The sequence below is a fragment of the Streptomyces sp. NPDC057099 genome, assembly GCF_042671245.1.
GTDB classification, from domain to species: Bacteria; Actinomycetota; Actinomycetes; order Streptomycetales; family Streptomycetaceae; genus Streptomyces; species Streptomyces purpurascens.
In genome coordinates, this window is record NZ_JBHUTX010000082.1 from 1 (window position 1) to 19,764 (window position 19,764).

Here is a 19,764-nt window from a genome sequence, read left to right on the forward strand (position 1 = left end):
GCACAGGGGAAGCGGGCCGCCGCCGGACCTTCTGGCGGTGGTGCCCGACTGCCGCCCCTGGCCCGGGCGGCGGTGGGGAGCCGGTCACCTGGAGCAGGACGCTAAACGCCGCCATGGCGGGCCCGTGGCCGGTGCGCGGAACTGTCCCGAGAGGACCGGCGGTGACCGTATGCGACCGTGATCCCGCCCTGGCGCCGTCTTCTTGACTCAGCGTGATGACCGATGCGTCGATTTCCCGGGCGAGCGCCGTCGATCGGGTGCTATGGGGCGCATATATGCACCGGTGGGCCGGTGTCGGGCGGATCGGACCCCCTGATTAGGCTCCGGCCTCATGGACGTTCTCATCCACCTCTTCGTCGGCCTCCACATCATCGGCATCGCCTCGCTCCTGGGCGGCTTTCTCACCCAGATGAAGGCGATGGGAGAGGGCACCGCCCGCTACACCCCGGCGATGCTGCACGGCGCGCTGACGATGCTGGTCACCGGTGTGATCCTGATCGGCCTCAACCAGGCCGACGACCAGTCCGTGAACAACATCAAGATAGGCGTGAAGCTGGCCCTGCTGATCGTGATCCTCGGCCTGGTCTACGTGAAACGGGACGACGAGAAGGTGGACAAGGGCCTGTTCGGCCTGGTCGGGCTGCTGACCACGGCGAACGTCTTCATCGCCGTGCTCTGGACCTGACATGGCGCCCGGTCCGCACCCCGGACCGGGCCGAGGCGGCCGTCCAGACGGCGGCCACGAGCCACGCGGCCACCGCGATCCACAACAGCGCCTCCCCGAAGCCGTCGAGCCAGGAGACGTCCAGGGCGACGGCGACGGCCAGTGCCGCCGTCCCCGTCTTGGCCCAGGTGAACACGGTCGCCCAGCGGCGGACGTCATGGCGGGGCCGGGGCCAGAAGAACTCGGCGGCGAGCAGGACGGCATAGCAGACCAGCGCGAGCACGAGCAGTGCGACGGTCACGGTGCGCAGGACGTCCCGGTCGTCCTCGTTCCACAGGTACAGACGCGCGCTGTCGGCGCTGAGCAGCCGTGCCCCGGCGAGCGCCGAGAGGGCGAGCGCCCCGCCCGCGAGCCAGTGATCGCCGGTCCCCTCGGCCACCTGCCGCACATCGAAACGGGCCAGGGCGAGGACGTACAGCACCAGCCCCAGCCAGAACAGCACCAGCGCCGCGTGCGCGAGCCACGCCTCCGACTCGGCCGCGGCCAGCGTCGCACCGAGCACGGCGAGCCCCTGCGTGGCCAGGCAGCGCGCGAACACCGTCCCGGGCCCGCGCCGCTCCCCGCCCTGCGGGACGAGGACGAGCGGCACCGGCCAGAGCAGCACGGCGAGCACCAGCAGCGTCACGGCCAGAGCCTGGGAGCCGGCCGTCGAGAAGGCGGTCCCCAGGACGGCCGTCGCCGCCACGGTGGTGAGGGCCGCCGTCGTCACACTCTCTAGGACGCCGGGCCTGCGCGTGTACGCCCGCCATCTGCTCCCGGCCCGCAGCAGCCGCCGGGTGAAGTCCGCGGCGAACAGCAGCCAGGCCGCGCAGGCCAGGCCGAGGGTGATGCGGGAGAGGACCTCGTACCCCGCCAGATCCAGGCCGACCGACAGGGTGCCGGTCGCCAGCACGGCGGCACTGGCCGCCGGAGCACGCTGCGCCCACCAGGCGACGGAGGGGGAGGGGCCGGGCATGGGGCCGATGCTAGGAGGCCCCGCGCGCGTTACGGGCAGGGCACGCGCGCGGGGGCCCAAAAACCTGCGAGACCCGTCAGGCCGGCCGCACCACGCTGTGGATCGACGACTCGCCGTCGTAGTAGATCGACTCCTCGCGCACGTACGTGCCGGGCTTCGGAGCGTGGATCATCATGCCGTTGCCGATGTAGATGCCCACGTGGGTGACATCGTCGTAGAAGAAGACCAGGTCACCGGGTTGTGCGTCGGCCAGGGGGACCGTGGTGCCGGCGTTGACCTGGTCGTACGTCGTGCGCGGCAGGGTCACCCCGGCGGCCTTCCAGGCGGCCTGGGTGATGCCGGAGCAGTCGTAGGAGCCGGGGCCGGTGGCGCCCCAGACGTACGGCTTGCCGATCTGGGCGCGGGCGAAGGCGAGCGCCTTGTCGGCCTTGGTGGCGTACGAGGAGTCGGGCGCCGTGGACGACGAGGACGAACCCGCCGAGGAGGAACCGCCGCCCTGCTGCTGGGCGGCCTCCCGCTCCTGTTCCCGCTCCTTCTGCTGCTCGGCCTGCTGCCGGGCCAGCTCGGCGGCCTTGCGGGCGGCCTCCTGCTGCTTCTCCTTCTCGATCGCCGCGAGCCGCGCCTTCTCCTCGGCGGTCAGCTTCGACAGCAGCTCGCGCGCGTCGGCGAGCTTCCTCTGGACGGTCGCCTTGGCCGTCTTCAGGTCGCCCTGTGACTCGGTGAGCGTCTCGAGGCTCTCGGTGGCCTCCTGACGCTTCTCCATCGTCTCTGACTGCTGGGTGATGTAGTCGTCGACCGCCACCTTCTGACGGCCGGTCATCCGGTCCATCAGCTGGGTCTGGTCGAAGTAGTCCTGCGGGGTGTCCGCGAGCAGGAACGTGGCGGTGTCCGGGGCGGAGGCGCCGGTGCGGTACTGGGCGGCGGCGAAGGTGCCCAGCTCCTCCCGCGCCTCGTTGAGCTTCTGGGTGCGCTGGGCGACGTCGTCGAGGAGGGTGTCGACACGCTTGCGCTGCTTGGCGGTCTTCTCCTTGGCCCCGTTGTACTTCTCGGTCGCGGACCCCGCCTGGCGGTAGAGGTCGTCGACCTTCTTCTCGACTTCCTCGAGACTGGGCTTGTCGTCGGCCTCGGGGGCGGCGTTGGCCGACTGGGACAGCAGGGCCACGGAGGTGAGGGCCGCCGTTGCGAGGGCGGGGGTCCGTATGCCTGCCACGCGCGAACCCGTAGGACGCGACTTGCGGTGCGACGCCAAGGGAGGCGACTCCTTCCATGCTCCGCCTACCGGGTTAGCTGTCGGGTTCGGGCGGGTGCTTCGGAAGGGTTGCCCTACGGCCTTCTCCGGAAAGGGAGTCGGGCCGATTCACCCCGGGGTCTCGGTGGGTCCCCGGCTCTGGCTGCCGCTGCGGCACGCCGGACTCGGCGGAGGCCACGCGGCCCGGCGACGTTCGCCGGTGGGGGTCGTGTGACCTCCTCGCACGGTAGCCAACTCGTGTGGTCCTTGTGAAGGTTGATGGGTGATATGCCCGATACATTTCCGTGACCTTGCTCATGAACGTCGCCGAGAGTGATCAATCGAGGGGGGTTGGTCATCATTCGCGCGCAATTGTGAAGGCCGTAGCGGCCTGTGTTCGCATGGCCCTGGAGGGTGACAGGGGGGTCGTTTCGGCGATGTTCTCAGGGCGGCGGCGGGCTGTCAGTGGGGCGCCCTAGACTCGGAGAGCGATGAGCAGCCTCTTTGACGACAGCTTCCTGGCGGACCTCCAGGCCCAGCGGGGCCCAGCGGACGAGCCCCCGCCGCCGCCCGAGGACGAACACGGACCGGAGCACGTTCCGGACGATCTGTTCGGCGGGAAGTTCGACGTGCCGCCGGACCGCGACGCCTACTACCGGGACGGCGCCGCGCGCCCGCCGGTGGACGCCGCCGCGCTCCTGGAGGGGCTGAACGACAACCAGCGCGCCGCCGTCGTGCACTCCGGCTCCCCGCTGCTCATCGTGGCCGGCGCCGGCTCCGGCAAGACCCGCGTGCTCACGCACCGCATCGCCCACCTGCTCGCCGAGCGGAGCGTCCACCCGGGCCAGATCCTCGCCATCACCTTCACCAACAAGGCCGCCGGCGAGATGAAGGAGCGCGTCGAGCAGCTCGTCGGCCCGCGCGCGAACGCCATGTGGGTGATGACGTTCCACAGCGCCTGCGTGCGCATCCTGCGCCGGGAGAGCAAGAGGCTCGGCTTCACGTCGAGCTTCTCGATCTACGACGCCGCCGACTCCAAGCGCCTGATGGCCCTGGTCTGCCGCGACCTGGACCTCGACCCCAAGCGCTTCCCGCCGAAGTCCTTCAGCGCCAAGATCAGCAACCTGAAGAACGAGCTGATCGACGAGGAGGACTTCGCCGCCCAGGCCGCCGACGGCTTCGAGAAGACCCTCGCCCAGGCCTACGCGATGTACCAGTCGCGGCTGCGCGAGGCGAACGCCCTCGACTTCGACGACCTGATCATGACGACGGTCAACCTGCTGCGCGCCTTCCCGGACGTCGCCGAGCACTACCACCGCCGCTTCCGCCACGTCCTCGTGGACGAGTACCAGGACACCAACCACGCCCAGTACTCCCTCGTCCGGGAGCTCGTGGGCACCTCCGAGCACCCCGTCGACGTACCGCCCAGCGCCGACGACCTGCCGCCCGCCGAGCTGTGCGTGGTGGGTGACGCCGACCAGTCGATCTACGCCTTCCGCGGCGCGACGATCCGCAACATCCTCCAGTTCGAGGAGGACTACCCGGACGCGACGACGATCCTGCTCGAGCAGAACTACCGCTCCACGCAGACGATCCTGAGCGCGGCCAACGCGGTCATCGAGCGCAACGAGTCCCGCCGCCCCAAGAACCTGTGGACCAACGCGGGCACGGGCGCGCAGATCACCGGCTACGTCGCCGACACCGAGCACGACGAGGCGCAGTTCGTCGCCGACGAGATAGACCGTCTCACCGACGCGGGCGAGGCGAAGGCGGGCGACGTCGCCGTCTTCTACCGCACCAACGCCCAGTCCCGTGTCTTCGAAGAGATCTTCATCCGCGTCGGCCTGCCCTACAAGGTCGTCGGCGGCGTCCGCTTCTACGAGCGCAAGGAGGTCCGGGACGTCCTGGCCTACCTGCGCGTGCTGGCCAACCCGGAGGACTCGGTGCCGCTGCGCCGGATCCTCAACGTGCCCAAGCGGGGCATCGGCGACCGCGCCGAGGCGATGATCGACGCCCTCTCCCAGCGGGAGAAGATCAGCTTCCCGCAGGCGCTGAAGCGCGTCGACGAGGCGTACGGCATGGCCGCGCGCTCCACCAACGCCGTCAAGCGGTTCAACACGCTGATGGAGGACCTCCGTACGGTCGTCGAGTCCGGCGCCGGCCCCGCCACCGTGCTGGAGGCCATCCTGGAGCGCACGGGATACCTCGCCGAACTGCAGGCCTCCACCGACCCGCAGGACGAGACCCGGATCGAGAACCTCCAGGAACTCGCCGCCGTCGCCATGGAGTTCGAGCAGGAGCGCGGCGAGGACGAGCAAGGAACCCTGGCCGACTTCCTGGAGAAGGTCGCGCTGGTCGCCGACTCCGACCAGATCCCCGACGAGGAGGACGGCGACGGCGTCATCACCCTGATGACCCTGCACACCGCCAAGGGCCTGGAGTTCCCGGTCGTCTTCCTGACCGGCATGGAGGACGGCGTCTTCCCGCACATGCGCGCCCTCGGCCAGACCAAGGAACTGGAGGAGGAGCGGCGCCTGGCGTACGTGGGCATCACGCGCGCGCGGGAACGGCTCTATCTGACGCGCTCCACCCTGCGCAGCGCCTGGGGTCAGCCGTCCTACAACCCGCCCTCCCGGTTCCTGGAGGAGATCCCGCCGACCCACCTGGAGTGGAAGCGGACCGGTGCGACCGCACCCGCGTCCTCCGGGCCGGTCTCCGCCGTGGCGGCCTCGCTGTCGTCGTCCCGTTCGCGTTCCTCGGCGTCGGGCGCCTCCGGTTTCGCCACGCGCCGCACCGCCGAGAAGCCGGTCGTGTCACTGGCGGTCGGGGACCGGGTCACACACGACCAGTTCGGGCTCGGCACCGTCGTGGCGGTCAAGGGCACGGGCGCGAACGCCGAGGCGACGATCGACTTCGGGGACAAGCCGAAGCGGCTGCTGCTGCGGTACGCGCCGGTGGAGAAGCTGTAGCCCGGTGCGGCGGTAGCCCTGTGAGGCGGTAGTCCTGTGAGGTGAGCCTCCGCCGGCCGGACCGGCGGGGGCTGCCGAGACGTTACGTCGGGTCGACGCCGTGGCTGCGCAGCCACGGCAGCGGGTCGATCGGCGAGCCGCCGGCCGGACGCACCTCGAAGTGCAGATGAGGGCCGGTCGAGTTGCCGGAGTTGCCCGAGCGCGCGATCGGATCGCCGGCCTTCACGGACGTACCGGAGGGGACCGTGTACGTGGAGAGGTGGCAGTACCACGTCTCCGTGCCGTCCTTCGCGGTCAGGATCAGCATGTTGCCGTACGCGCTGTTCCACTGGGTGCGGACGGTGCCGTCGGTCGCGGCCATCACGGTCGTGCCGTACGAGACGGGGAAGTCGATGCCGGTGTGCAGGGACATCCAGTTGATGCCGGACTGGCCGTACTGGGCGCTGAGTCCGTGGCGGGCGACCGGCACGGCGAACTTCGGGCGCAGCCGCTCCTTGCGGGCCGCTTCCTCCGCCGCCCGCTTCCGCTCGGCCGCCTGCTGAGCCTTGAGGTCGATACGTTCCTGCGTACGGCTGGCCCGGTCGGCGAAGTCGTCCGCGCCGGCGGAGAGGCTCTGCAGCTGTGTGTCCAGCTTGTTGTTGGCGGCGGCCGGCTTCACCGGCTGCGCGTCCGCCGCGGTGGTCTGCGCTTCCGCGGCGCTGTCCTCGGTGAGGCTGCCGACGGACGCGGCGGCGATCCCGGCGACGCCCATCACGCACGCCGAGGGCACCGCGATGGTCATCAGCGCCGAGCGCTTGGGGGGCGTGCGGCGGCGGGAACGAGACCCGGCGCGCGAGGCCGCCCGTGCGGCGGTGCGCGGGCCGACCTCTTCCTGGCCGTCCAGGAGCGGGGCGACGGTGGGCAGTTCGCCGGTGGCGGCAGGCTCGCCGCCGTCCGCGGCGGGGTCGTCGTAGGGCGCCCCGGTGGCCTCGTCGTAGCCGAGCTGCTCGAACGTCGCCGTCTCTTGCTGGTGGAAGGCGTCCGTGTGCTGCTCGTACCCGTCGGGGGACGGTGCGGAGGAGCCGTCGGAGTTCCACTGCGTGGCGTCGTAGGTGCCGGTGTCGAAGGCCTGCGTGCCCCATTCCCACTGCTGGGTCTGGTCGGCCGGATTGCCGGACTGGTCGGGCTGGAGCCAGGCGCCGGTGTCCCACTGGCCGGTGGCGTCGGGGGACGCGGCCTGCGGCGGGATGACCGACAGCGGCTGCTGCTGGGCCGGCCAGGAGGTCGTGTCGTAGACACCGGTGTCGTAGGCGGCGTGGTGCTGGGCCGCGTACGCGTCGTAGTGCGGGTTCTCGTGCGGGCCCGTGGGCCAGTGACCGGTGTCGTACGTGCCCGTGTCGGGGCCGCTGCCCGGGAGGTTGCCGAAGAGGGGGTCGCTGGCGAAGCTCGCGGTGGCGTGCCCGGTGGCATCGAAACCGGCGCCGTCCGTACCGGTGGCATGGGCACCGCTGGCGTCGAAACCGGTGGCGGCGTAGTCGCCGTACGTGGTGAAGTCGCCGTACGGGGCTTCCTGGGTGCCGTACGACGCGTAGTGCGCCGAGGCGGCCTCGGAAGCCGGAGCCGGGGGCATGGTCCCCGACGGGTGACGGTCGTTCACCAACTTCTCTTTCGCCTCGACAACAGGGGCTGCCAGAGCAGTGCGGCGACTGTACCCGGCGGTACGCGGGCACGACAATCTTCGGCAGGTTTCGCGCGCGCATGAAACGGGCATTCGGCCGTGTTTTGGCGGACGGCGGGCGCGGGTTTGGCTTTGTGTTCGAAGTTTGTTCGACATTTCGATGCGACGCGCGCATCGGCCGGTTCCGGTTTCAGGCCACCGTGAGGCCGCCGGTGTGATCGACGGACGGTTCACCCGGGTGGGCCGTGTCGAGGACCTGCCGTATTCCGTTGGCGACTGCGGGGTGCACGGGCAGGGCAAGGTGGCCGATGCCGGTCACCCGCACGTTCTGCACCGTCAGATCGGGATGGTCGATGCGGGCCGTCTCCAGCGGGTCCATCACCGTGTCCAGGTCGCTCCAGTAGCTGACGAAGTGCGTACGGCAGTCAGGGGCGGGCCGAGTGAGCTCTTCGAGCACCGGTGAGCCGGGGCGCATCTGGCGCACGATGGGGTGCGCGTCCGCCAGGGGCGCGACTCGGGTGCCGGAGTGCGGCGTGCCGAGGGTGACGAGGGTCCGGACGCGGGCGTCACCGCCGAGCCGCTGCACGTAGTAACGCGCTATCAGGCCGCCGAGGCTGTGCCCGACGACATCGACCTGCGGGGCTCCGGTGCGCTCGCAGATCTCCTCGACGCGTCGGCCGAGCAGCTCGGCCGCGGCGCGTATGTCGCAGGTCAGTGGCGAGTAGTTGAGGGACTCGATCTGCTGCCTGCCGTGCTGGGCGAGGCTGCGGCGCAGCAGCACGAAGACCGAGCGGTTGTCGATGAAGCCGTGCAGCAGGACGACCGGGGGCTTGGCCTCCGTGGGCAGTTGGGCGGCACCGTCCGCCGGGGGCAGCGCCGGAGCGGGGGCTCGTCGCTCCTGGGTGATGCCGGAGGGATAGAGGAGGACATGCCCGGCCAGGATCGCGATCTCCAGCGCGGTGGCCTTCAGAAGTGCCAGGGAGAGTCCCGTCAGCCGGCTCGGCAGCAGGCGCCGGCAGAACGGGAGAAAGGGCAGAGCAGCCCCGATGACCTTCATGGCCGACCTCCTGTCGGCACGTGGAAGGACGGCTCCGCCCCCCGTGTGCCCTCATGGGGAGCTGCTGCGAAGACGGTCGGCGATGACCACGTGAGCGGCCTGAGCCGCGTGTGCCGTGGGGCCTGAGTGAGGCGTGTGGCGTGTGTGGCGCCAGTGGTCCCCTGGGTGCGGTACGTGCCGTCCGTGCGGTTCTTGCCCTGCGTGTCTTCGCCGAAGTGCCGTACCGCCGCTGTGCGTGGTGGGTGGAGCGGCGGTACGGCGACTTCGTCGCGGCTCCCCTTGCGCTTGTCCCACCGTGTGATTTCCCCCTCGGTCCGCAGCGCGAAACTGCCGGTTGCGGGATCCTGGAGATAACGTTCGTTCACTTGCCCGGACGATGCGGGGCGGGGTGTCCGTGCGGTGCGGCGTGTACGGCGTGCCCGATGTGTGCGGTACTTGTCGGTACGGATGGATGTATTCGCTTCATGGAGGCAGTGATGGGTGTGGCAGCCGGTCCGATCCGCGTAGTGGTGGCCAAGCCGGGGCTCGACGGCCACGATCGCGGGGCCAAGGTGATCGCGCGGGCCCTGCGCGACGCCGGTATGGAGGTCATCTACACGGGGCTCCACCAGACTCCCGAGCAGGTCGTCGACACGGCGATCCAGGAGGACGCCGACGCGATCGGGCTGTCCATCCTCTCCGGCGCGCACAACACGCTCTTCGCGGCGGTGATCGACCTGCTCAAGGAGCGGGACGCGGCGGACATCCTGGTCTTCGGCGGCGGGATCATCCCCGAGGCGGACATCCCCCTGCTGAAGGAGAAGGGCGTCGCGGAGATCTTCACGCCCGGCGCGACGACGACGTCGATCGTGGAGTGGGTCCGGACGAACGTGCGCCAGCCGGCCGGGGCGTAGGCCTCCGGCGGTTTGGCCGGGACGGCTTCGCCTGGTGGGTGCCGGTGCCGGTGCCGGGGCTGGTGGGCCTGTTGGCGGCCGGGGCCGGTTCCTTGCGGAGACGTCGGGTGCGTGCGGACCTACGCCGCGCCCAGTTCCTCCGCCATCGCCGCGCGCAGCCGCAGGGTCGTGACCAGGCGCTGGAAGGCCTCCGCCCAGTAGCCGCCGGCGCCGGGGGACGCGTTCTCCGGTTCGTCCGGCACGGCCAGCAGAGCGTCGAGGCGGCCGGCTTCGGACGGGTCGAGGCAGCGCTCGGCCAGGCCCATGACCCCGCTGAAACTCCATGGATAACTCCCTGCGTCCCGAGCGATGTTGAGCGCGTCCACCACCGCCCGGCCGAGCGGCCCGGACCACGGCACCGCGCACACCCCGAGCAGCTGAAAGGCCTCGGACAGGCCGTGCGCCGCTATGAAGCCGGCCACCCACTCGGCCCGTTCGGCGGCGCCCAGCGTGCCGAGCAGCTTGGCGCGTTCGGCCAGGGACACCGCGCCCGGGCCGCCCGCCTCCGGCGCCGAGGGTTCGCCGAGCAGCGCACGCGACCACTCGGCGTTCCGCTGGCGCACCGCCGCCCGGCACCAGGCCGCGTGCAGCTCGCCCTGCCAGTCGTCCGCCACCGGCAGCGCCACGATCTCCCGGGGGGACCGCCCGCCCAGCCGCCGCGACCAGGTGCCGAGCGGGGCCGCCTCCACCAACTGGCCGAACCACCAGGACCGTTCTCCCCGTCCCGCCGGGGCCTTCGCGACGACGCCGTCGCGCTCCATGGCCGGGTCGCACTCGTGGGGTGCTTCGACGGCGATCACCGGTGTGGCCTGAGTGGTCTGAGTAGTGGGTGTGGTTGGTGCGGCCTGTGCGGTCTGCGTGTGGTCGACGGCGACACACGCCTCCGCCCTGACCGCCATCCGCGCCGCGAGCGCCGAGCCGGGCAGCGCCGACAGCAGCTCCGCCGCCGTCGCCCGGACGTTGCGGCTGCGGTCGGCCAGGGCCTGTTCCAGGAACGGCTCGTCGTCCGGGCCCAGACCCGCGCGCAGGGAGTCGAGGAACATCAGCCGGTCCTCGGCCCGTTCCGTCGCCCAGGTCGACGCGAGCAGTTCCCGCGCGGCGGCCGGTTCGCGGGAGCGCAGGGCGGAGAGGAGAGCGACCCGTTCGGCGAACAGGCCCTCCTGCCACAGCTGCTGGATCCGGTCGTCGTCATCGACGTGCGGCAGGGTCGCTCCACCGCCCGGCGCCGAGCGCAGGGCGAACCTCCAGTCCTGGTTCAGCCGCGCCAGCCACAGGGCCCGCGACCCCGAGAACTCCAGCACCGCCGGACGCAGGTCGGTACGTCCCCGGGCCGCGTCCAGCAGCGCGGGAAGCGCGTGCGGAGGCGGTGCGAATCCACGGGCGTTGGCCGCCGCGAGCCACTGGGGCAGCAGCTCCATCAGATCGGGCGCTGCGCCCCGGCGGCCGCCGCCGGACGAGCCAGGGCGGTCGGCCAGCAGCAGCGCGAGTCTGCGGGCCGCCGCGGGCGGCAGCGGCGGACGAGAGTCGTCCGGCGCCGCTTGCGGGCGCTCCGCCGCCCGCGCCGGACGCAGCCCGGCCCGACGCCGTACGGTCTCCGTCGCCGCCGCGTCCAGCAGGGCCACCGGTGCCTCCGGGCCCGGCCCGGAGCCCGGCGGGGTGCGCCGGTCCGTGCCCAGCAGAGCCGTGGTGACGAGCCCCTCCCAGGCACCCTCGACGGGCGCGTCCACAGGAGCGGAGGTCCTGGTCATGAGCGTCCTTTCCGTGGGGCGCCCGTGAGTGGTTGAAGTCTCACCCTCATCGGTTGTCCCGTGATGCCTGAAAGATGCGTTGATTTGGCTGATTCATGGGAAGGGTGGGTCGAGTCGGAAAGGCCGGTCCATCGCCGTCGGTTCAGCACAGGGCCACCGCGTCGCCCGTCCCCTCGGGCCAGGCCGTCAGCGGGGTGAAGCCCTGGTGACCGCATTCACCGAAGACCCTGACCGGAGCACCGCCCGACAGGGCGACGAGCCGCCACAGGCCGGGCCGGGAACGCGCGGCGGGTGTGAGCGGCAGCGCCGCGTCCTCGTCGGCGTCCGCCAACTGCCAGGAGCCGCCGTCCGGAGTCGGGACGACCCGGTCCAGCGTCACCGGGACGGACTCCAGCCACGGATCGTCGCGCAGGGCGTCGCCGTAACGGGCCGCCGCCTGCGACGTCGTCATCCCCGGCGGACGTATGTCCGAGGGCGTGGGCGGTGCGAACCGCTCGCCCAGGGCCACCCGCAACTGCCCGGCGCCCGGGTAGACGGACATCTCGGCATCCAGGCTCAGACCCACCGGCAGCGCCAGCTCCGGGGCGCGGCCGGCGGCGCCGTAGGAGAGGAGCAGCACGGTGCGGTGCGAGTCGGCGCCGTGCAGCCAGATCCTGCGGGTCGTCAGGCGTGGGTCCGTCGTGTCGTACTGGGCGAGCACCAGCCAGCGGTCCCGCACCGGCGGGCCGTCCGCGGAGGCCGGCAGGCCGATCCGGGAACGGACCGTGGCGGCGAGGGTGTCCGGCAGCCGCTCGCGGCGCAGCCAGCCCTGGCCGAGGAGATGCAGCAGCGCGCACTCCTCCAGCAGCCGCACCGGCCAGCCCGGACCGGTGGACGGGATCGCCCCCAGCTCCCGGACCCGCGCGGCAAGGCCCTGCGCCTGCGCGTCGACCATGCGGGCCGCCGTCTCCTCCCAGAGGCCGTAGCCGGACTGCTCCGCTGTCGCCAGGCCGCCGCGCAACAGGTCCGCCAGGCGCTGCTCCAGCTCCACCGCACCCGCCGTGACCCGCTCGGCCCGTCGCTCCGCCCGGCGCCGCGCCGCCTCCGGATCAGCGGACCCGGACGGCGAAGCCGGGCTCTCTTCCGCACTCTTCTCCTCCGCGCGCTTGCGCCGCCCCGCTATCCACTGCCCGGCCCACTCCGGTGCCTGCCCCGACGGCACCGCTGCCTCTCCGCCCGCCCAGAGCAGCAGCAGCCCGAGAGCGTGCTTGCACGGGAACTTGCGGCTCGGACAACTGCACTTGTACGCGGGCCCGGAGGCGTCCGCGATGTCCACGATCGTCTGATACGGCTTGCTTCCGCTGCCCTTGCACAGCCCCCACACCGTCCCCTCGTCGGAACTCCCCGCCTCGGACCACGGCCCCGCCGCGCCGAGTTTGCTTCCCGCTTTGCGTGACGCGGTGTCAGGCGCCAGTGCCAGCACCTGGTCCGCCGTCCAGCGCACCCCCTGCTGAGTCATGTCATCGAAGGTAGATCCCACCACTGACAATCGGGTCCGCCAGCGACTTCGGCTGGGCGTTTACGCAGGTCAGAACGCATTGTCAGTGGTGTGGTGCAACGTGGTCACCAGATCCGAACCGGCCGAGCTGGAGGGGGACTCAGCCATGCCTGTGTCCGTTGAACCGACGTCGCAGACCGACGGTGCCGAGGCGCTGCGGCCGCACGCCGAGGACGCTTTCGCCGGCGAACTCGCCGCACTCGCCGCGCAGGACGACCGCCCGCGCCCGGCCCGCTGGAAGCTGTCGCCGTGGGCCGTCGCGACCTACCTGCTCGGCGGCACGCTGCCGGACGGCACGGTGATCTCGCCGAAGTACGTGGGCCCGCGCCGCATCGTCGAGGTCGCGGTCACCACGCTCGCCACCGACCGCGCCCTGCTCCTGCTCGGCGTGCCCGGCACGGCGAAGACCTGGGTGTCCGAGCACCTGGCCGCGGCGGTCAGCGGCGACTCCACGCTGCTGGTGCAGGGCACCGCCGGAACACCGGAGGAGGCCATCCGGTACGGCTGGAACTACGCGCGGCTGCTCGCCCACGGCCCGAGCCGTGACGCCCTCGTGCCCAGCCCGGTCATGCGGGCGATGTCCGACGGCATGACCGCCCGCGTCGAGGAGCTGACGCGCATCCCGGCCGATGTGCAGGACACGCTCATCACGATCCTGTCGGAGAAGACGCTGCCGATACCGGAACTGGGCCAGGAGGTGCAGGCGGTCCGCGGCTTCAATCTGATCGCCACGGCCAACGACCGCGACCGCGGGGTCAACGACCTGTCCAGCGCCCTGCGCCGCCGCTTCAACACGGTGGTGCTGCCGTTGCCCGAGAGCCCCGAGGCCGAGGTCGACATCGTCTCGCGCCGTGTCGACCAGATCGGCCGCTCCCTCGACCTGCCGGCCGCGCCGGACGGCCTCGACGAGATCCGCCGGGTCGTCACCGTCTTCCGGGAGCTGCGCGACGGGGTCACGGCCGACGGCCGGACCAAGCTGAAGTCGCCCAGCGGCACGCTGTCCACGGCCGAGGCGATCTCCGTCGTCACCAACGGACTCGCCCTGGCGGCCCACTTCGGCGACGGCGTGCTGCGGCCGAGCGATGTCGCCGCCGGCATCCTCGGCGCGGTGGTCCGCGACCCGGCGGCCGACCGCGTCATCTGGCAGGAGTACCTGGAGACGGTCGTCCGCGAGCGCGACGACTGGAAGGACTTCTACCGGGCCTGTCGTGAGGTGAGTGTGTGAGCGGTACGGGGCGGGGCCGTCAGAGGTGTGAGTGGAGGGGGAGGGGGTTGGCATGACAGACATGGAGAGGGCTGAGAGCCGGGGGCCCGGGGCCGGACCGCTGCTGCTCGGGGTGCGGCATCACGGGCCGGGGTCGGCCCGGGCGGTGCGGGCGGCGCTGGAGGAGGCCCGGCCTCGGGTCGTGCTGATCGAGGGCCCGCCCGAGGCCGATGCCCTGATCCCGCTCGCCGCCGACGAGGAGATGCGGCCTCCGGTCGCCCTGCTCGCCCATGCGGTGGACGAACCCGGCCGCTCGTCGTTCTGGCCGCTGGCCGAGTTCTCCCCGGAGTGGGTCGCCATCCGCTGGGCCCTGGCGCACGACGTCCCGGCCCGCTTCATCGACCTGCCGGCCACGCACACGCTGGCCTGGGGGAGGCAGGAGGATGCGACGGTCGCCGAGGGCGACGGCGATGGAGACCCCGACGGCGATGACGCCCCGGACGGCGATGACGACCGTGACTCGGGCCCCGGCCCCGCCGGCCTGCGGATCGATCCGCTCGGCGTGCTCGCCGAGACCGCCGGTTACGACGATCCGGAGCGGTGGTGGGAGGACGTCGTGGAGCACCGGGGCGTCGGGAAGGGCGACGCGCTCGCGCCGTTCACCGTGCTCGAGGAGGCCATGGGGGCGCTGCGCGAGACCTACGGCGTCGGTGGGCACGACCGGGACCTGGTGCGGGAGGCCTATATGCGGCTCCAGGTGCGGGCCGCGCAGCGGGAGTTCGAGGACGGCGTGGCCGTCGTCTGCGGCGCCTGGCATGTGCCCGCCCTGCGGCAGAAGACGACGGTCGCCGCCGACAAGGCGCTGCTGAAGGGGCTGCCCAAGGTCAAGACGGACATGACCTGGGTGCCGTGGACCCACCGCAGGCTGTCCCGGATCAGCGGCTACGGGGCCGGCATCGAGTCGCCGGGCTGGTACGGGCATCTGTTCAGCGCCCCGGACCGGCCGGTCGAGCGGTGGCTGACCAAGGTGGCCGGGCTGCTGCGCGCCGAGGACCGGATCGTCTCCTCCGCGCATGTCATCGAGGCGGTGCGGCTGGCCGAGACGCTCGCCGCGATGCGCGGCCGTCCGCTGCCGGGCCTGAGCGAGACGACCGACGCGGTGCGGGCGGTGCTGTGCGAGGGCTCGGACGTGCCGTTGTCGCTGGTGCACGACCGGCTGGTCGTGGGGGACGTGCTGGGGGAGGTGCCGCCGACGGCGCCGGCGGTTCCGCTGCAGCGGGACCTCGCCCGGCTCCAGCGCCGGCTGCGGCTGAAGCCGGAGGCGCTGGAGCGGGAGTTGGAGCTCGACCTGCGCAAGGAGACCGACGCCGGCCGCAGCAGGCTGCTGCACCGGCTGCGGTTGCTCGGAGTCGCGTGGGGCGAACCGGCCGCCTCGCGGGGCAGCACGGGCACCTTCCGGGAGACCTGGCGGCTGCGCTGGGAGCCCGAGCTGTCGGTGCGGGTCGCCGAGGCCGGAGTGTGGGGGACGACCGTACTGTCCGCCGCGACCGCGAAGGCCGAGGCGGACGGGATCGCCGCGCAGGGCCTCGCCGATGTCACCGCGCTCGCCGAGCGCTGCCTGCTGGCCGAACTGCCCGACGCCCTGCCCACGGTGATGCGGATCCTCGCCGACCGGGCGGCCCTCGACACGGACGTCGGTCATCTCGCCCAGGCGCTGCCGGCCCTGGTCCGCTCCCTGCGCTACGGCGATGTGCGCGGCACGGACACCGGGGCCTTGGGTGAGGTCGCCGCGGGCCTGGCCGAGCGGGTCTTCGTCGGTTTGCCCCCGGCCTGCGCCGCGCTCGACGCCGACGCCGCCGAGGAGATGCGGCGCCATGTGGACGCGGTGCACGGGGCCGTGGGACTCCTGGGCGACGCACCCGCGACGGGACACGGCCACTTGAGAGGCCGTTGGCAGTCGGTGCTGCGCGTGCTGTGCGGGCGGGACACCGTGCCCGGGGTGATCCGGGGGCGGGCCGTGCGGCTCCTGCTCGACGACGGGGAGCTGGCGCAGGACGAGGCGGCGCTGCTCATGGGGCACGTCCTGTCACCGGGCACACCGCCCCCGGACGCGGCCGCGTGGATCGAGGGCTTCGTCGGAGGAGGCTCCGGCGGCGGGATGCTCCTGGTGCACGACGAGCGGCTGCTCGGGCTGGTCGACGCGTGGCTCACCGGGGTGCCGGCGGAGGCCTTCACGGACGTGCTGCCCCTGCTGCGGCGGACGTTCTCGGCGTACGAGCCCGGGGTGCGCCGGACCCTGGGCGAACTCGTCCGGCGCGGGCCCGGGGTCGGGGGCGGGGGCGGTTCGGCGGCCGGCTCCGGCATACCCGGCTTCGCTGCCGAGCTGGACCTGGCGCGCGCGGATGCCGTGCTGCCGGTCGTGCGGCTGCTGCTCGGGCTGGACGACGTGGATGAGAAGACCGGTAACGACCTGGCGGGGGTGACGGGATGACGACCGACGGACTGAGGGAGCCGGCTCCGAGGACGGAAGAGGCGGACCCGATCGGCAACGGGCCCCGGGCGGAAGGCCGGCCGACGACGACCGTGCCGGTGATCCCGCTGTGGGAGCGGCTTCGCGGGGGAGGACGCGGATGACGACCGAGGTGACGGACCCGGCGCAGGAGCGGTTGCGGCGGTGGCGGCTGGTGCTCGGGGGCAACGCGGCGGACGGCACCGGATGCGCGCTGTCGGGGCAGGACGCGGCGATGGACGGGGCGCTCACCGCGCTCTACGGAAAGGGGGAGAAGCCACAGGGGGGCCGGGACCGTTCGGCGGGGCTCGGGGCGTCGGCGCCGTCCGTGGCGCGCTGGCTCGGCGACATCCGGACGTACTTCCCGTCCTCCGTCGTGCAGGTCATGCAGCGCGACGCCATCGACCGGCTCGGACTCGCCACGCTGCTGCTGGAGCCGGAGATGCTGGAGGCGGTGGAGGCCGACGTGCATCTCGTCGGCACGCTGCTCTCGCTCAACAAGGCCATGCCGGAGACGACGAAGGAGACGGCACGGGCCGTCGTGCGCAAGGTCGTCGAGGACCTGGAGAAGCGGCTCGCCACCCGCACCCGGGCCACCCTCACCGGCGCCCTCGACCGCAGCGCCCGCATCAACCGGCCCCGCCACCACGACATCGACTGGAACCGCACGATCGCGGCCAACCTCAAGCACTACCTGCCCGAGTACCGAACGATCGTGCCGGAGCGGCTCATCGGGTTCGGGCGGGCGACCCAGTCCACGAAGAAGGAGGTCATCCTCTGTATCGACCAGTCGGGATCCATGGCGGCATCGGTTGTCTACGCGTCGGTGTTCGGAGCGGTGCTCGCCTCGATGCGGACGATCTCCACGCGACTCGTCGTCTTCGACACGGCGGTCGTCGACCTCACGGATCAGCTCGACGACCCGGTGGACGTGCTGTTCGGTACGCAACTCGGGGGCGGTACGGACATCAACCGGGCGCTCGCGTACTGCCAGTCGCAGATCACCCGGCCCGCGGAGACGGTGGTCGTGCTGATCAGCGACCTCTACGAAGGGGGCATCCGGAACGAGATGCTCAAGCGGGTCTCGGCGATGAAGGCGTCGGGGGTGCAGTTCGTGACCCTGCTGGCGCTCTCGGACGAGGGGGCACCGGCGTACGACCGGGAGCACGCGGCCGCGCTCGCCGCGCTGGGGGCACCGGCGTTCGCCTGCACGCCCGATCTGTTCCCGGAGGTGATGGCAGCGGCGATCGAGAAGCGGCCGCTGCCGATACCGGACGCGGTGTGACGATTTGTCGACGCGTCGTCGTCCGATTCGGTCCGGCAAGACGGATATGACGGCCCATCAAGCGAGAGGGGCTTGCGCGACCTCCGCACTCCCGTGCGAGGATCGGCGCCTGCTCGGCAGGGTGTCGCGCCGCGCCGGGCAGTGCCGCGTTGTGCCGACTCGTTGCCCGTGACGCGTGATGCGTTCCGCACTTGTTCCGTCGCACGGGAGGAAGCTCCCCCTCTTGTCCTCGTCAGCAGCTCTGTCCGGTGCCGCTGTGCGCATGCTGCGCACGGTGGCCGGGCGGCGTGCGCTCCAAGTGGCGCTGCTGGTGGGCGGGGTGCTCGCCATCGGGCTCCTGTGCGGTGAGCGGGCGTACGCGGCGGATCGGGCGTACGCGGCGGATCGGGCGTCGTCGGACAGCGCGGCCGGGCGGTTGGTCAGCGGGCAGAGACTGCTGGTTCGGCCCGACGCACACGCTCCGACGGCCCGGGATCACTCGCGTACGCACGCTCCGGCAGACCGGAAGCGCCCCTCGGGCGGAACTCAGCTCGTCCGGACCGTGGGGGAGCGGGCCGTACGGGTGGCCGATGGTGCGAGGGAGTCGGTCGGCAGGGAGCTGGTGAACGCGCAGGCGAGCCTGCCGACGCCGCCGAAGGCTCCCTCGCTGCCGGATGAGCCTGCCCTGCCTGCCCTGCCTGCCCTGCCCGACCTGCCGACCCTGCCTGGCGCGTCGGCGATGCCGGACCTGCCCGGCCTGCCGGGCCCGCCCGCTCCTCCCGAGGATGACGTCGCGGCTCCGGGAGCGCCCGCACTGCCCGGGGTTCCCGGCGACCCGGCGTTCCCGAGTCACCCCCTGCCCGCGCCCGGCACGGTCGATCCGCAGCCGGCCGGCGCATCTGCCTCCCCGGCCCGGACCGAGGCGGCGGACCCCGTGGCGCACGGCGTGCAGGGCCACCCGCACCGAGCCCCGTACGCCGACCACACCGACCGCGCGGCCCACGACCGCGCGCACCACATCAGACGCGCAGCCCATGCCGGACCGTCCGTAAGCGTCGGAGGCGCCGTCCCGGTCGGCCACGGGCCCGGAGGCCGTCCGGACGGCACGCTCTGCAACCGTTCCATGGCCGACAACGGCACACCGCGTCACGGCGACGCACATGCCGTCACGCCGAGCGGCCGGGCTCCGCTGAGCCTCGTGCGCGGTGCCGCCGCCCGCACCTGCGTGGCCGGTACCCGGGACAGTCACCGCGACATTCCCGTCCTCCCCGGCTAGCAGCCGCGCGGGGGCGTGCCCCTTCTGTCGCCTTCCACCGCACGCACCCCCTTGCCCCCAGGACTCCGCGAGCCCTCACGCCCGGACGGTCGAAAGCCGTCGACGGTCCGAGGCCGAAACCTCGTGGATGAGGTCGGCCGGCCCCCATTGGGGTGGGGACCAACCGACCCGCGCCCCCGAGAGCAGGGCCCTGAACTGGGCCTTTGTGCTCCTTCGGAGGTGTTCGGCGGGCCTCACCGGGCTTACCCCAGCCCGGTGAGGCCCCTCACTCCAGGCACGCTGTGCCAGAGAGCGCGGCATCATGTGACAGGTATCACCGCTCAGGTGTGACCCTCGATTTAGGGGCCTCCTGCAAGCAGCGATAACCTGCGAGACGGACATGCCGCGCGCTCGGACACCGTGTGCGCCTCCCTTGTGACTGACAGACGGCGGACGTCACGTTGCCCTCGCGGCACGCCCACGCAGACAACGAACCGCGAGATCACTGATAGGGACGGAAGCGCGTGGACCTGTTCGAGTACCAGGCGAGGGACCTCTTCGCCAAGCACGATGTACCGGTGCTGGCCGGTGAAGTCATCGACACGCCTGAGGCGGCCCGCGCAGCCACCGAGCGCCTCGGTGGCAAGTCCGTCGTCAAGGCCCAGGTGAAGGTCGGCGGCCGCGGCAAGGCCGGCGGCGTGAAGCTGGCGGCGACCACCGACCTG

14 protein-coding genes and 1 riboswitch are annotated in these 19,764 nt (G+C 72.2%); of the genes, 8 read left to right on the top strand and 6 right to left on the bottom strand.

Annotated features, from left to right (window positions below; all coding sequences use genetic code 11):
* Positions 1 to 331 precede the first annotated feature (331 nt).
* Positions 332 to 685 carry a hypothetical protein gene (locus ACFT4A_RS41335; RefSeq protein WP_215119304.1) on the top strand — a complete coding sequence of 118 codons (354 nt, stop codon included), beginning with the start codon at positions 332 to 334 and terminating at the stop codon, positions 683 to 685.
* Here ACFT4A_RS41335 and ACFT4A_RS41340 read toward each other — a convergent pair.
* Complete coding sequence (locus ACFT4A_RS41340; protein ID WP_382841512.1) at positions 663 to 1,679, bottom strand: hypothetical protein; 1,017 nt, start codon at positions 1,677 to 1,679, stop codon at positions 663 to 665. The genes ACFT4A_RS41335 and ACFT4A_RS41340 overlap by 23 nt on opposite strands.
* Before the next feature lie 76 nt (positions 1,680 to 1,755).
* Positions 1,756 to 2,928 carry an NlpC/P60 family protein gene (locus ACFT4A_RS41345; RefSeq protein WP_382841515.1) on the bottom strand — a complete coding sequence of 391 codons (1,173 nt, stop codon included), beginning with the start codon at positions 2,926 to 2,928 and terminating at the stop codon, positions 1,756 to 1,758.
* Positions 2,929 to 2,936: 8 nt separating this feature from the next.
* A riboswitch (cyclic di-AMP (ydaO/yuaA leader) is annotated at positions 2,937 to 3,094 on the bottom strand.
* Positions 3,095 to 3,398: 304 nt separating this feature from the next.
* Here ACFT4A_RS41345 and pcrA point away from each other — a divergent pair.
* Entirely contained in the window at positions 3,399 to 5,876 is a 2,478-nt protein-coding gene (gene pcrA / locus ACFT4A_RS41350) for a DNA helicase PcrA (RefSeq protein WP_382841518.1), read from the top strand.
* Between the two features lie 82 nt (positions 5,877 to 5,958).
* Here the strand turns inward: pcrA and ACFT4A_RS41355 are convergent, their stop codons facing one another.
* On the bottom strand, positions 5,959 to 7,626 hold the full coding sequence (locus ACFT4A_RS41355; protein WP_382841521.1) for a M23 family metallopeptidase: 1,668 nt from the start codon (positions 7,624 to 7,626) through the stop codon (positions 5,959 to 5,961).
* Positions 7,627 to 7,723: 97 nt separating this feature from the next.
* Positions 7,724 to 8,590: an esterase/lipase family protein gene (locus ACFT4A_RS41360; RefSeq protein WP_382841524.1), complete on the bottom strand. Its 867-nt coding sequence runs from the start codon at positions 8,588 to 8,590 to the stop codon at positions 7,724 to 7,726.
* Positions 8,591 to 9,066: 476 nt separating this feature from the next.
* Between ACFT4A_RS41360 and ACFT4A_RS41365 the strand changes: the two genes are divergently transcribed.
* The gene (locus ACFT4A_RS41365; RefSeq protein ID WP_382841527.1) at positions 9,067 to 9,483 is read left to right on the top strand and encodes a cobalamin B12-binding domain-containing protein; all 417 of its coding nucleotides are present in this window, start codon (positions 9,067 to 9,069) and stop codon (positions 9,481 to 9,483) included.
* A 119-nt stretch (positions 9,484 to 9,602) separates the two neighbouring features.
* Here the strand turns inward: ACFT4A_RS41365 and ACFT4A_RS41370 are convergent, their stop codons facing one another.
* Both ACFT4A_RS41370 and ACFT4A_RS41375 read right to left on the bottom strand, forming a co-directional pair.
* On the bottom strand, positions 9,603 to 11,270 hold the full coding sequence (locus ACFT4A_RS41370) for a DUF5691 domain-containing protein (protein WP_382841530.1): 1,668 nt from the start codon (positions 11,268 to 11,270) through the stop codon (positions 9,603 to 9,605).
* A gap of 142 nt (positions 11,271 to 11,412) precedes the next feature.
* Entirely contained in the window at positions 11,413 to 12,768 is a 1,356-nt protein-coding gene (locus ACFT4A_RS41375; RefSeq protein WP_382841533.1) for an SWIM zinc finger family protein, read from the bottom strand.
* A 145-nt stretch (positions 12,769 to 12,913) separates the two neighbouring features.
* Between ACFT4A_RS41375 and ACFT4A_RS41380 the strand changes: the two genes are divergently transcribed.
* From ACFT4A_RS41380 to ACFT4A_RS41400, 5 genes are all read left to right on the top strand, one after another.
* A complete protein-coding gene (locus ACFT4A_RS41380) occupies positions 12,914 to 14,032 on the top strand; it encodes an AAA family ATPase (RefSeq protein ID WP_382841535.1) in 1,119 nt (372 codons plus the stop codon).
* 52 nt (positions 14,033 to 14,084) lie between these two features.
* Positions 14,085 to 16,502, top strand: a complete 2,418-nt coding sequence (locus ACFT4A_RS41385; protein WP_382841538.1) for a DUF5682 family protein — start codon at positions 14,085 to 14,087, stop codon at positions 16,500 to 16,502.
* Positions 16,503 to 16,641: 139 nt separating this feature from the next.
* Entirely contained in the window at positions 16,642 to 17,805 is a 1,164-nt protein-coding gene (locus ACFT4A_RS41390) for a VWA domain-containing protein (protein ID WP_382841540.1), read from the top strand.
* A 223-nt stretch (positions 17,806 to 18,028) separates the two neighbouring features.
* On the top strand, positions 18,029 to 19,060 hold the full coding sequence (locus ACFT4A_RS41395; RefSeq protein WP_382841543.1) for a hypothetical protein: 1,032 nt from the start codon (positions 18,029 to 18,031) through the stop codon (positions 19,058 to 19,060).
* A gap of 503 nt (positions 19,061 to 19,563) precedes the next feature.
* Positions 19,564 to 19,764, top strand: a 201-nt coding sequence (locus tag ACFT4A_RS41400) for an ATP-grasp domain-containing protein (protein WP_382841546.1), incomplete at its 3' end; no start/stop codon positions are given.